The organism is Kluyvera genomosp. 2, assembly GCF_036759865.1.
Taxonomy (GTDB): domain Bacteria; phylum Pseudomonadota; class Gammaproteobacteria; order Enterobacterales; family Enterobacteriaceae; genus Kluyvera; species Kluyvera ascorbata_B.
On the sequence record NZ_JAPKIA010000005.1, the window covers coordinates 135,145 to 147,994 of the forward strand.

11 protein-coding genes and 2 tRNA genes are annotated in these 12,850 nt (G+C 56.9%); 1 reads left to right on the forward strand and 12 read right to left on the reverse strand.

The genetic code is table 11. From position 1 onward, the window contains the following. Window positions 1-143: 143 nt before the first annotated feature. The 11 genes from V6942_RS06930 to mltB all read right to left on the reverse strand — a co-directional run bounded on the left by V6942_RS06930 (window position 144) and on the right by mltB (window position 10,016). Window positions 144-220, reverse strand: a tRNA-Arg gene (locus tag V6942_RS06930). Between the two features lie 3 nt (window positions 221-223). Then, window positions 224-316, reverse strand: a tRNA-Ser gene (locus V6942_RS06935). A 318-nt stretch (window positions 317-634) separates the two neighbouring features. Then, window positions 635-820, reverse strand: a complete 186-nt coding sequence (gene csrA, locus V6942_RS06940) for a carbon storage regulator CsrA (protein ID WP_000906486.1) — start codon at window positions 818-820, stop codon at window positions 635-637. A gap of 241 nt (window positions 821-1,061) precedes the next feature. After that, on the reverse strand, window positions 1,062-3,689 hold the full coding sequence (gene alaS, locus V6942_RS06945) for an alanine--tRNA ligase (protein ID WP_333501023.1): 2,628 nt from the start codon (window positions 3,687-3,689) through the stop codon (window positions 1,062-1,064). 255 nt (window positions 3,690-3,944) lie between these two features. Further along, a complete protein-coding gene (recX, locus tag V6942_RS06950; RefSeq protein ID WP_106928307.1) occupies window positions 3,945-4,445 on the reverse strand; it encodes a recombination regulator RecX in 501 nt (166 codons plus the stop codon). A gap of 70 nt (window positions 4,446-4,515) precedes the next feature. Then, entirely contained in the window at window positions 4,516-5,574 is a 1,059-nt protein-coding gene (gene recA, locus V6942_RS06955) for a recombinase RecA (RefSeq protein ID WP_182930144.1), read from the reverse strand. Between the two features lie 80 nt (window positions 5,575-5,654). Further along, window positions 5,655-6,152 (reverse strand): nicotinamide-nucleotide amidase, encoded by a 498-nt coding sequence (gene pncC / locus V6942_RS06960; RefSeq protein ID WP_106928303.1) that lies wholly within the window; start codon window positions 6,150-6,152, stop codon window positions 5,655-5,657. Between the two features lie 139 nt (window positions 6,153-6,291). Beyond that, on the reverse strand, window positions 6,292-7,170 hold the full coding sequence (locus V6942_RS06965) for a metal ABC transporter substrate-binding protein (protein ID WP_333501024.1): 879 nt from the start codon (window positions 7,168-7,170) through the stop codon (window positions 6,292-6,294). Between the two features lie 18 nt (window positions 7,171-7,188). Further along, entirely contained in the window at window positions 7,189-8,043 is an 855-nt protein-coding gene (locus V6942_RS06970) for a metal ABC transporter permease (protein WP_106928299.1), read from the reverse strand. Beyond that, window positions 8,040-8,738, reverse strand: a complete 699-nt coding sequence (locus V6942_RS06975; protein WP_420107838.1) for a metal ABC transporter ATP-binding protein — start codon at window positions 8,736-8,738, stop codon at window positions 8,040-8,042. The genes V6942_RS06970 and V6942_RS06975 overlap by 4 nt, the downstream gene beginning before the upstream one ends. 207 nt (window positions 8,739-8,945) lie before the next feature. Beyond that, entirely contained in the window at window positions 8,946-10,016 is a 1,071-nt protein-coding gene (gene mltB / locus V6942_RS06980; RefSeq protein WP_106928295.1) for a lytic murein transglycosylase B, read from the reverse strand. Between the two features lie 201 nt (window positions 10,017-10,217). On the opposite strand from mltB, the gene gutQ reads away from it, so the two are divergent. Continuing rightward, entirely contained in the window at window positions 10,218-11,183 is a 966-nt protein-coding gene (gutQ, locus tag V6942_RS06985; RefSeq protein ID WP_106928293.1) for an arabinose-5-phosphate isomerase GutQ, read from the forward strand. On the opposite strand, the gene norR is transcribed toward gutQ, so the two are convergent. Continuing rightward, a complete protein-coding gene (gene norR / locus V6942_RS06990; protein ID WP_333501026.1) occupies window positions 11,180-12,697 on the reverse strand; it encodes a nitric oxide reductase transcriptional regulator NorR in 1,518 nt (505 codons plus the stop codon). The two genes, gutQ and norR, sit on opposite strands and share 4 nt — an antisense overlap. Window positions 12,698-12,850: the final 153 nt, after the last annotated feature.

Genomic DNA, 12,850 nt, shown 5'->3' on the forward strand with positions numbered 1-12,850 from the left:
CTCCGACCGCTCGGTTCGTAGCCGAGTACTCTATCCAGCTGAGCTACGGATGCATCGGGAAACTTACTTTACTGCAGATTCGATACCGCTGCTAAGCGCTATCTGTTTTCTGTTACAACGCTAATGCGTTATCTCAGAGAAGATGGTGCATCCGGGAGGATTCGAACCTCCGACCGCTCGGTTCGTAGCCGAGTACTCTATCCAGCTGAGCTACGGATGCAAATGGCGGTGAGGCGGGGATTCGAACCCCGGATGCAGCTTTTGACCGCATACTCCCTTAGCAGGGGAGCGCCTTCAGCCTCTCGGCCACCTCACCAACAACACCTCTTGCGAGTGCTTCGAAGAACTTGTTTCTGCTCATCGTCGCTGTGTGGCGCACATATTACTTTCTGGGACTTATAAGTCAAACAATTTTCCGCAGATTTTTTTCGTTTGCACATTTCACAGACAATCAGGCGTTAAAAAAAGCAGAACGGGCGTTTTATCAACAGATAAAACGCGATTACGGCCGCAAAACGGCAATACGAAAAAATGGCGCTAAGGGAGAGAACAGAAGAAAAAAGGGCTGACGCAGAAGATAAAACGGGAAAAACGGCGGGAGTTGCGTCTCACCCGCTGGGTGAGACGCGAGAACTTAGTAACTGGACTGCTGGGATTTTTCAGCCTGGATACGCTGGTAGATCTCTTCACGGTGGACAGAGACTTCTTTCGGGGCATTTACGCCGATGCGCACCTGGTTACCCTTCACTCCTAAAACTGTCACAGTGACCTCATCTCCGATCATGAGGGTCTCACCAACTCGACGAGTCAGAATCAGCATTCTTTGCTCCTTGAAAGATTAAATGAGTCGGGTCTCTCTGTATCCCGGCATTCTCCATCATATAACGCCAAAAGGTCAGCGATGACAAACACCTTATGTGTAAGCAGTCACGGCATCACATTCTGTTAAATGTAAGTCTAGCCGATTTACATGACTTCAACCTGACTTTATCGTTATCAGTACCGCATATGCAAGACGCCTGAACAGATAACGTTAAGGCGTCTGCATGCGTTTATTGTTATTACAGTTTAGCGCTTACCCAGCCCTTCACGCTGGCCAGTGCAGCCGGGAGAGCCGCAGCGTCGGTACCGCCAGCTTGCGCCATATCCGGACGACCGCCCCCTTTGCCGCCCACCTGCTGAGCGACCATACCAATCAGTTCCCCTGCTTTCACACGGTCAGTCACGTCCTTAGACACGCCCGCAATCAGAGAAACCTTACCTTCTGCAACCGTCGCCAGCACGATAACCGCCGAACCCAGCTGGTTCTTCAGATCGTCGACCATGGTACGCAGCATTTTCGGCTCAACGCCGGCAAGTTCGCTCACCAGCAGATTAACGCCGTTAATCGTCTCAGCTTTGCTGGAAAGATTCGCGCTTTCCTGGGCTGCGGCCTGCTCTTTCAGCTGCTGCAGCTCTTTTTCCAGCTGGCGGGTACGTTCGATAACAGTACGTACTTTCTCCGTCAGGTTGTGGCTATCACCTTTCAGCAGCTGAGCAATGTCGTTTAAGCGATCGCTTTCAGCATGCAGAGAGGCTATTGCACCCTCACCGGTAACGGCTTCAATACGACGCACGCCTGCCGCTGTGCCAGATTCCGACACAATGCGGAACAGACCGATATCACCGGTACGAGAAGCGTGGGTACCGCCACACAGTTCGGTAGAGAAGTCGCCCATGCTCAATACACGCACGTGGTCGTCATATTTCTCACCAAACAGCGCCATTGCGCCCTTCGCTTTCGCCGCATCCAGATCCATGATATTGGTTTCGATCGGCAGGTTGCGACGAATCTGGGCATTGACCAGATCCTCAACCGCGCGGATCTCTTCCGGCTTCATGGCTTCAAAGTGGGAGAAGTCGAAACGCAGCACTTTATCGTTAACCAACGAGCCTTTCTGCGCCACATGCGTGCCCAGAACCTGACGCAGCGCCGCGTGCATCAGGTGCGTAGCGGAGTGGTTCAGACGGATGCGAGCACGACGTGCGTCATCCACGTCAGCCTGCACGGCATCGCCTACTTTCAGCGCGCCGGCCGCCAGCTTGCCAAGATGGCCAATAGCCTGACCGTATTTCTGGGTATCGCTAACGGCGAAGCTAAAGCCCGCGCCTTTCAGCTCACCCTTGTCGCCAACCTGGCCGCCGGATTCCGCATAGAACGGAGTCTGGTCCAGAACGACAACGGCTTCCTGGCCCGCAGTAATAGACTCTACCGCTTTACCGTCAACGAACAGGGCGGTGACTTTACCGTTCAGTTCCAGATGGTCGTAGCCTTTAAACTCAGATGCGCCGTCAACGCGGATCATGGCGTTGTAATCCGCGCCAAAACCGCTGGATTCACGCGCACGACGGCGCTGTTCTTCCATTGCGGCTTCAAAGCCAGCTTCGTCAACCTTGATATTACGTTCACGGCAAACGTCTGCCGTCAGGTCAACCGGGAAACCGTAGGTGTCGTACAGGCGGAAAGCGGTTTCGCCATCCAGCGTATCGCCGGTCAGCTTCGCCAGCTCTTCGTCGAGCAGGGCCAGGCCGCGCTCCAGCGTACGAGCAAACTGCTCTTCTTCGGTTTTCAGAACCTGTTCAACCTGCGCCTGCTGGCGTTTCAGCTCTTCGCCTGCGGCACCCATCACGTCCACCAGCGGGCCAACCAGCTTGTAGAAGAAGGTGTCTTTCGCGCCCAGCATGTTGCCGTGGCGGATTGCGCGACGAATGATACGACGCAGCACATAACCACGGCTTTCGTTGGACGGCATCACGCCATCGGCAATCAGGAACGCACAGGAACGAATGTGGTCCGCGATGACGCGCAGCGACTTGTTGCTCAGGTCGGTTGCGCCAGTGACTTTAGCCACGGCATCAATCAAGGTGCGGAACAGGTCGATTTCGTAGTTGGAGTTCACGTGCTGCAGAACGGCAGTTATACGCTCCAGACCCATACCGGTGTCCACGGACGGCTTCGGCAGCGGTTCCATGGTGCCGTCAGCCTGACGGTTGAACTGCATGAAGACGATGTTCCAGATTTCGATATAGCGGTCGCCGTCTTCTTCTGCGGATCCCGGAGGCCCACCCCAGATGTGGTCACCGTGGTCGTAGAAAATCTCGGTGCACGGACCGCAAGGACCGGTGTCACCCATCTGCCAGAAGTTATCGGATGCATACGGCGCGCCTTTGTTGTCGCCGATGCGAATAATGCGCTCACGCGGAATACCGACTTCTTTTTCCCAGATTTCGTAAGCTTCGTCATCGCTCTCATACACGGTAACCCACAGGCGCTCTTTCGGCAGCGCAAACCAGTTTTCACCGGTCAGCAGCTCCCAGGCGTACTGGATAGCATCGTGTTTGAAGTAGTCGCCGAAGCTGAAGTTACCCAGCATTTCGAAGAAGGTGTGGTGACGTGCGGTGTAGCCGACGTTTTCCAGGTCATTATGTTTACCGCCCGCACGCACGCAACGCTGCGCGGTGGTCGCGCGCGAATAATTACGTTTGTCGAGACCGAGGAACACGTCCTTGAACTGGTTCATCCCGGCGTTGGTAAACAACAGAGTGGGGTCGTTATTCGGCACAAGGGAGCTGCTGGCAACTACCTGATGGCCTTTACTATGGAAAAAGTCGAGAAACGCCTGACGGATCTCAGCGGTGCTCTTGCTCATAATTATCCTGAAATCAAGCTACACTTCATCCTTCAAACCGCCTCTTCGTTGGCTGCGCTCGTTCACCCCAGTCACGTACTTATGTACGCTCCTGGGGATTCACTCACTTGCCGCCTTGATGCGGCTTGAATGATTTCGTGTATTTAAGGAATATTCGTCGCAGACGCGGGCCACCGTAAAAGCAACCCGCATCCAAACGGAAAAAGTGGGAATAAGATAAGTTTTCTTTAAAGGGAAGTAAAATCCCGAGTGCGGTCAATCAGCAAAATTTCGCCATATTTCCTGGATATCTTCCATAAGGTAGCCGCGGTAGAGCAAAAAACGCTGGATTTTAACCTTCTCGGCAAACAGCGTCGGCAACGGATCGCCGTATTTTCGCTGCGCCTGTTCGCGCGCAAGCATCCCCCAGTCGATCTCGCATTCCCGCATCGCCTGTTCGATATCGTGACGGTTTATCCCTTTTTGCCCCAGCTCCTGGCGAATGCGCGCCGGGCCATAGCCTTTACGGCTACGGCTGGCGAGAAACTGCCGCACAAACCGGAGATCGTCCAGATAGCGGTTTTCAAAGCACCAGGCAATCACCTTTTCAACATCTTCCGGCGGCGCGTCAACGGCTTCCGGGCCATTTTTGGTCATCACCGGAGCGGTCAGCTTGCGCCGCAGCTCCTGCTCACTGTGGTCACGCATCGCCAGAATGCGGATTGCGCGGTCCAGCAGACGGGCATAGGCGGAGCGGCGCGGTGAGTTTTCGGTCATCGTTTTTCTGCCATTGTGATAAATGCAAAAAGGGCTGCATCAGCAGCCCTTCGTCTTCGTTCTGAGGTTATCAGAAGTCTTCGTTGGTTTCTTCAACGTTGTTGTTATCAACAACGAAGTCAGGTTTATCGTCCTGGTTATTGAGCAGCAGTTCGCGTACCTTCTTCTCAATTTCTTTCGCCGCAGCCGGGTTCTCTTTCAGCCAGGAGATCGCGTTCGCTTTGCCCTGACCGATTTTATCGCCGTTGTAGCTATACCAGGCACCTGCTTTTTCAATCAGCTTCTCTTTCACGCCGAGATCGACCAGTTCGCCGAAGAAGTTGATGCCTTCGCCATAGAGGATCTGGAATTCAGCCTGTTTGAACGGCGCCGCAATTTTGTTCTTCACAACCTTCACGCGGGTTTCGCTGCCGACAACGTTGTCGCCCTCTTTCACCGCGCCGATACGACGGATGTCCAGACGAACGGAGGCGTAGAACTTCAGCGCATTACCGCCGGTCGTGGTTTCCGGGTTACCGAACATCACGCCGATTTTCATACGGATCTGGTTGATGAAGATCAGCAGGGTGTTGGACTGTTTCAGGTTACCCGCCAGCTTACGCATCGCCTGGCTCATCATACGTGCCGCAAGGCCCATGTGAGAGTCGCCGATTTCGCCTTCGATTTCCGCTTTCGGCGTCAGCGCCGCGACGGAGTCGACCACGATAACGTCTACTGCACCGGAACGTGCCAGCGCGTCACAGATTTCCAGCGCCTGTTCGCCGGTATCCGGCTGGGAGCACAGCAGGTTGTCGATATCGACGCCCAGCTTGCGCGCATAAACCGGGTCCAGCGCGTGTTCAGCATCGATGAACGCACAGGTTTTACCTTCACGCTGCGCTGCGGCGATAACCTGCAGCGTCAGGGTCGTTTTACCGGAGGATTCAGGCCCGTAGATTTCGACGATACGGCCCATTGGCAGGCCGCCTGCGCCCAGCGCGATATCCAGTGACAGCGAACCGGTGGAGATGGTTTCCACATCCATGGTACGGTCTTCACCCAGACGCATGATGGAGCCTTTACCGAATTGCTTTTCGATCTGGCCCAGCGCTGCCGCCAACGCTTTCTGTTTGTTTTCGTCGATAGCCATTATTACTCCTGTCATACCGGATGAAACCGGATAGTGAATTCTGTTCTGTTGAGGCAATTATACTGTATGGTCATACAGTATCAAGTATTTTGTAGAAATTGTTGCCAGAGGAGTTTTAGCGCGAAAGCCGTCGCCTGTCGGCGCACTGATTCACGGTCGCCGGAGAAACATTCACACTGGGTCACCCCCTGCCCGCTGGCGCTGGCAACGCCAAACCACACGGTGCCTACCGGTTTTTCCGCGCTGCCGCCGTCCGGCCCGGCAATGCCGCTAACCGAGACCGCAAAGTCTGCTCGTGCCGCGCGCAGCGCGCCAATTGCCATTTCGACGACCACGGGCTCGCTAACCGCACCGTTCTGTTCCAGCGTCACTTCCCGCACGCCGATCATCTGCGATTTAGCCTCATTGCTGTAGGTGACAAAACCGCGTTCAAACCATGCGGAACTGCCCGCTACGTCGGTGATGGTTTTGGCAATCCAGCCGCCGGTGCAGGACTCGGCGGTGGTCATCGTCGCGCCGCGCGCTTTCAGCGCCAGGCCGACCTGCTCGCTCAGCTGCAGTAATTCTGAATCTGTCATTGTCGCTCCGCTTAAGCCGGATAAAGAGGCCATCAAAGATAGCACTTTCAGCACAGATATGGGGATGGGGTGGCGATTTTACGAGGGGCATTCCGAAATTGCATCGCCCCGACGACGTCGGGGCGAAACGGCGAGAAATTTAGCGCATGCTGGCGGCAATCAACTGGACATTATGACGCAACATTTTCACGTAGCTGTCTGCCACGCCGCCGGGCTTTGACAGCGCTTCGGGATAAAGTTCGCCACCCGGCTGCGACCCCGTGGCCGTGGCAATCTGTCGCACCAGACGCGGATCGAGCTGGTTTTCCATAAACCAGGTGTGCACGCCGTCGGCCTGAATCTGCTTAATCAGCGCCGCAACCTGCGCCGCACTGGCCTCGCTTTCCGACGACAGCCCCTGCGGAGCCAGGAAGGTCACGCCGTAGGCGCGGGAGAAATAACCGAAGGCATCGTGGCTGGTTAAGACTTTACGTTTCGCCTGCGGAATGCCGTCGAACTGTTTTTTCGCCCAATCATGCACTTCGTTCAGTTGCCCGATATAACGCTCGCCGGAGGCTTTTAACGCCGCGCTATCCTGGGGGTCGGCCTTGATCAACCCGTTCATGATGTTTTGCGCATACAGCGCGCCGTTAGCCGCGCTGTTCCAGGCATGCGGGTCGGTCACTATTTTTCCATCCTCATCCAGCGTGTGCGTCTTCACGCCGGTTGATGCAACCACCAGCTCCCCTTTAAAGCCAGAGGCTTTAATTAACCGGTCGATCCACCCCTCGAGCCCCAGCCCGTTCACCACCACCACATCCGCCTTGCTGAGCAGCGAGCTGTCTTTCGGCGACGGCTCAAAGGTATGCGGGTCGCCGTCCGGACCAACCAGCGTGTCGACATGTACGTGCTCGCCGCCAATTTGCTGCACCATATCACCCAGCACGGAAAAACTGCTGACCACGTTCAGCGTTTTCGCCATTACCCCCTGCGCCGTTATCCCGAGCGCCAGCGCCAGAATCACCCCAATACGCTTCATGTTTTCCCCTTATCGTCTTCAATTTCGCCAGCTGACGGTCAGCCGACTACGCTTGCCAAAAAATACCGAAACCAAAAAAACGCCGCTGGCGGTCAGCACAATCGACGGTCCAGCGGGGAGATTAGCCGCCCACGACAGGCTCAATCCCATCCACGCACAGACGCTGCCCATCAGCGCCGCCAGCAGTAAAATCCCCGGCAGCGTTTGCGCCCAACAGCGTGCAGCCACGGCAGGCAGCATCATCACGCCCACGGCCATCAGCGTGCCGAGCACCTGAAAACCGGCGACCAGGTTAAGCACCAGCAGCGCCAGGAACAGCCCATGAAGCACAATCGGCAGCCAGCGTGCATTGACCTGTAGCCAGGCGCTGTCAAAGGCTTCGCTCACCAGCCCACGATAAAACAGCGCGATACAGATAAGCGTCAGGCTGGCAACGCCCGCCACAAACAGGGCCGCGTTGCTGTCCACCGCCAGTATTGAGCCAAAAAGCAGGTGCAGCAGGTCGACGTTAGAACCGCGCAGCGAGACCAGCGTGACGCCCAGCGCCAGCGAGCCAAGATAGAACCCGGCAAAACTGGCGTCCTCCTTTAACGGCGTTCGGCGGCTCGCCCAGCCGGCAATCAGCGCCACCGCTATTCCGGCGATAAAACCGCCGACGGTCATCGCCAGCAGCGACATGCCGTTCACCAAATACCCCACCGCCACGCCCGGCAGAATGGCATGCGACAGCGCATCGCCCATTAAGCTCATGCGCCTTAGCAGCAGAAAAACGCCGAGCACGGTGGTACTCAACGACAGCGCCAGGCAGACCACCAGCGCACGGCGCATAAAGCCAAACTCAATAAAGGGTTGAAAAAAGGTATGCCAGATCATGCGCGCCTCACCGATTCAAACGCGGGCAATACATCATGGGTATGCCCCCAGCAGGCGTTGTTTTCCGCCAGCAGCAGCGTTTGCGGAAAGTAATCAGCCACCCGCTGGTTATCGTGCAGCACCGCCAGCACGGTCTGCCCCTGCTGATGCATTTCCTCAATCACCCCCATCAAATCAAACGTGGTCGCTTCATCAATTCCGGTAAACGGCTCGTCCAGCATGACCAGCGGCGCGCGTTGCACCAGTACGCGGGCGAACAGCATGCGCTGAAACTGACCGCCGGAGAGGGACTCAATCGGTGCGGTGGCCATGGCCGCCAGCCCAACCCGCGCCAGCGCGGCCTGGATGCGGCGCCGTACGTCGCGGCCAATTCCGCGCAGCAGCGAAATCCGCGGCCAGGCTCCCTGGCTGACGACATCAATCACCGTCAGCGGGAACTGCGACTCCAGCGCGTGACGCTGCGCCAGCCAGCCGATCGTTGGCCGCGACGGCGTCCAGCGCATAACGCCGCTGACCGGCGGAATAAATCCGGCCAGCGTTTTTAACAGGGTAGATTTGCCGCAGCCGTTCAGACCGACAATGGCCGTCATGCTGCCCTTGTGAATCATGCCGCTGAGAGCAGGCGTAATCGCCCGCCCTTCATAGCCGACAACGAGGTTATCGAGTTCAATCATGGCAGCGCGACCGCCCACCATACCGCCAGCCACAGCGCAGCCAGCAGCATCCCCGCCAGCCAAAGCCGCACGCCGGCGGAAGCCATAAAAACAGGAGTCAAAATCTTCGCCTCATAATTTGATGTTATAACATAACAATATAGAATGAGCGCTACGATGTAAACGGCTGGAAATGATGCAAGATGTAACTGACACCTCTCCGGACGGAGAGGTGCAGGAGAGGAAAGATTACTGCGCGCGAGCCTGAGACACCGCCAGGCCTAGCTGCCACACCGCCATAGCGTAGTGGGTGCTGTGGTTATAGCGCGTGATGGTGTAGAAGTTCGGTAAGCCGTACCAGTACTGATAGCCAGTACCGATATCCAACCGCAGCAGGCTGGCCTGCTGGTGGTTACCTAAAGGCTGCATCGGCGTCAGGCCAGCCGCCGCCAGCTGCGATACGCTGTATTTGGTTTTAAAGCCGTTGTCCAGGCCCGGCGCCTGACCCATCGCCTGTACGGCCACCGCATCGCCGCTCACCCAGCCATGCTGCTTGAAGTAGTTTGCCACGCTACCGATGGCATCTTCAGGGTCCCACAGGTTGATATGGCCATCACCGTTGAAGTCGACGGCGAACTCCTTATAGGACGACGGCATAAACTGTCCGTAGCCCATCGCACCAGCGAACGAGCCTTTCAGATCCAGCGGATCGTCTTGTTCATCACGCGCCATCAGCAGGAAGGTTTCCAGCTCGCCGGAGAAGTACGCCGCGCGGCGCGGGTAGTTGAAGGAGAGCGTCGCCAGCGCATCAAGAATGCGGGTTTTACCCATTACACGGCCCCAGCGGGTTTCAACGCCAATGATACCGACGATGATCTCAGGCGGCACGCCGTACACCTGCTGCGCGCGCTGTAACGCGCCTTGATACTGGTTCCAGAACGCCACGCCGTTCTGCACGTTATCCGGGGTAATAAACTGTTTGCGATAGCGCAACCACGCACCGTTCGGCCCGGTCGGCGGCAGACCGGTCGGCGCCTGTCGGTCCATCAGGCGCAGAACATAGTCCAGACGTTTCGCCTGAGAGAGAATTTCGTGCAGCTGCTGTCGGTCAAAGCCGTGCTTGCTCACCATCTTGTCGATGAACTGCTCCGCCGCCGGATTATTGGCAAAGTCGCCGCTCGGCATCATGGCATTATGCTGGGGTTCAAGAAGGAAACCGCCGGAGGTTTGTGCCGGTGATTCAGCCGTTTTCGGTTTGCTGCTACAGGCAGCGAGCAGGACACACAGGGGGAGTAAAGCCAGAACGCGACGCTTCAACATGGGACTTCCATTTAACAATATCAGCAAGAGTTAAATATGGTAAAGCATCCGCCGCGCTGCAAGGAAGCGCCTTCGCATCCGGCGGGGAAAAAAATCGCCGCCGTCGAACAATCATGATGCAATCGATGATCTCAACGGCCGGAATGTTTTATCATCGCCGCGCAAAACGGACCGTGTACGCGCTAATTATCGGAGAAAGTCATGAGTGATTTTTTGTTAGACGCCGGGCGTAAGGCCCTGTTACTGGAACTACAGGAAGCCAGCCGCCTGCCCGATCGCCTCGACGATACCTTTGTTCAGGCGGCAAAAGCCATTCTCGGCTGCCAGGGCAAACTGATCGTTTCCGGAATGGGCAAATCCGGCCATATTGGCAAAAAGCTGGCCGCCACCTTTGCCAGCACCGGCACCCCGGCTTTCTTCGTCCACCCTGCAGAAGCACTGCACGGCGACCTGGGTATGGTTGAAAGTCGCGACGTCATGCTGTTTATCTCCTACTCCGGCAGCGCCAAAGAACTCGACTACATTATTCCGCGCCTCAAAGAGAAAGCCGTTACGCTGCTGGCGATGACCGGCAAAGCCAATTCACCGCTGGCGCTGGCCGCCGACGCGGTGCTGGATATCTCCGTCGAACGCGAAGCCTGTCCAATGCACCTGGCGCCAACGTCCAGCACCGTCAACACCCTGATGATGGGCGATGCGCTGGCGATTGCCGTTATGCAGGCGCGCGGCTTTAGTGAAGAAGATTTTGCTCGCTCGCATCCGGCCGGCGCGCTCGGCGCGCGTCTGCTTAATCGCGTGCACCACCTGATGCGCAAAGAGGCTGATATTCCCCAGGTCAACGTGCATGCCAGCGTGATGGACGCCATGCTTGAACTGAGCCGCACCGGTATGGGGATGGTGGCGGTGTGCGATGATGTTTTGCAGGTTCACGGCGTGTTTACCGACGGCGACCTGCGCCGCTGGCTGGTGGGCGGCGGTTCACTGGCCGATAGCGTCAACGAGGCGATGACCAAAGGCGGCGTAACGATTCACGACCAGGCGCGCGCGATCGACGCCAAAGAAAAGCTGATGAAACTGAAAATCAGCGCCGCCCCGGTGGTGGACGAAGAACACCGTCTGGTCGGCGCGATTAACCTGCAAAACTTCTATCAGGCCGGGATCCTTTAATCCTTCAGGCCCAGACGCTTCGCCAGCCGATGCAGGTTGGCGACGTCTGTCTCCAGCGCTCTGGCGCTGGCCGCCCAGTTATTCTGATGCGCCGACAGCGCCTGGCGAATCATCTGCCGCTGAAAATGCTCGGTCGCATCGCGCAGGTTTTGCACCGTTGGCGCAACCGGCATTGTTTCAACAACCGCCGTATGCGCACCTTCCTGTAAGGCAAAATGCGGCGCCTCCAGCACCACTTCACCGCTGCTGCGGGTCGCCCGCGCCAGCACCACCGCGCGATGTACCGCATGTTCCAGCTCGCGTACGTTTCCTGGCCAACCATAGTTTTGCAGATGCGCACGCGCTCCGTCGCTCAACACTACGCGGGAAAGGCCCAGCCGCAATCGGCACTGTTCGCAAAAATAGCCCGCCAGCAGCAGCACATCGTCGCCACGCTCGCGCAGCGGCGGTACGGAAAGCGGAAACACGCTCAAACGATGGAACAGGTCGGCGCGGAAGTGACCGGCCAGCACCTCTTCACGCAGATCGCGGTTGGTCGCCGCCAGCACGCGCACGTCAACCCGCAGGCTTCGGTCATCGCCCACTCGTTGAATATCGCCATACTGCAACACGCGCAGCAGCTTGGCCTGTAGCGCCAGCGACAGCTCGCCAATTTCATCTAAAAACAGCGTGCCGTTATCGGCCATTTCAAACTTGCCGCTGCGGTTGCTGATGGCGCCGGTAAACGCGCCTTTCACATGGCCAAACAGCTCGCTTTCGGCCACGCTCTCCGGCAGCGCGGCGCAGTTAAGGTACACCAGTGGGCTGACCGCGCGCGGTGAACCTTCATGAATCGCTTTCGCTACCAGCTCCTTCCCGGTGCCGGTCTCACCGCTGATCAGCACGTTAAGATCAGAGGCAGCAACAATCTCAATCTCTTTTTTGAGCTGCATCATGCCCGGCGACAGGCCAATCATCTGCGTCTCTTTTACCTGCTCAAAATCGCCCGGCGTACCCGGTAACATGTTCTGGCTTTCGAGCTGTTCAATCAGCAGCGCGTTACTCAGCGCACCGGCCGCCAGCGCAGCAATCAGCCTGAGCTCTTCATCGCTGAAGATGTCGAACTGATCCGGTGACATACCGTCGAGCGTCAGCGCACCAATCAGGTTCTGCCCGGCAAATAGCGGCAGACCAACGCAGGCGTGCACTTTGAGGCTCTCCTGGCCGGGAATCAGCCCGTCGTAGGGATCGGGCAGCGAGCTGTCCGCCGGGAAACGCACGACGTCCCCCGCACGAGCAATCGCCTCTAACCGCGGGTGGCCCTCCAGCGTAAAGCGCCTGCCCAGCACATCTTTGGCCAGGCCATCAATGGCCAGAGGAATAAACTGCCGCGCTTCATAGCGCAGCAGCGCCGATGCATCGCACTCCAGCACCTGGCGCAGCGTGGTAATCAGCCGCTGGAAGCGATCCTGATGGCCAACACCGCGCTGCAGTTCAATGGCAATACCGGCCAGTACGTCAACGGAAAAACTCATCGCTACCTCACTGTCATTTTGACCATGCATCATGTCATATTGACAATTTAATGCATAGTCATTTTGACTAACAAAAAAGAGGTATAAATAAATTAAACCATAAAAATCAATGAATTAAAAAGTTGGCACGCAACCTGCAATTAGCAATACATC

Bases quoted from the DNA above. Each gene is read 5' to 3' on its own strand.
- alaS (WP_333501023.1), bottom strand. From the start codon at position 3,689: ATGAGCAAGAGCACCGCTGAGATCCGTCAGGCGTTTCTCGACTTTTTC.
- recX (WP_106928307.1), bottom strand. From the start codon at position 4,445: ATGACCGAAAACTCACCGCGCCGCTCCGCCTATGCCCGTCTGCTGGAC.
- mltB (WP_106928295.1), bottom strand. From the start codon at position 10,016: ATGTTGAAGCGTCGCGTTCTGGCTTTACTCCCCCTGTGTGTCCTGCTC.
- V6942_RS06965 (WP_333501024.1), bottom strand. From the start codon at position 7,170: ATGAAGCGTATTGGGGTGATTCTGGCGCTGGCGCTCGGGATAACGGCG.
- norR (WP_333501026.1), bottom strand. From the start codon at position 12,697: ATGAGTTTTTCCGTTGACGTACTGGCCGGTATTGCCATTGAACTGCAG.
- V6942_RS06975 (WP_420107838.1), bottom strand. From the start codon at position 8,738: ATGGTGGGCGGTCGCGCTGCCATGATTGAACTCGATAACCTCGTTGTC.
- V6942_RS06970 (WP_106928299.1), bottom strand. From the start codon at position 8,043: ATGATCTGGCATACCTTTTTTCAACCCTTTATTGAGTTTGGCTTTATG.
- pncC (WP_106928303.1), bottom strand. From the start codon at position 6,152: ATGACAGATTCAGAATTACTGCAGCTGAGCGAGCAGGTCGGCCTGGCG.
- gutQ (WP_106928293.1), top strand. From the start codon at position 10,218: ATGAGTGATTTTTTGTTAGACGCCGGGCGTAAGGCCCTGTTACTGGAA.
- csrA (WP_000906486.1), bottom strand. From the start codon at position 820: ATGCTGATTCTGACTCGTCGAGTTGGTGAGACCCTCATGATCGGAGAT.
- recA (WP_182930144.1), bottom strand. From the start codon at position 5,574: ATGGCTATCGACGAAAACAAACAGAAAGCGTTGGCGGCAGCGCTGGGC.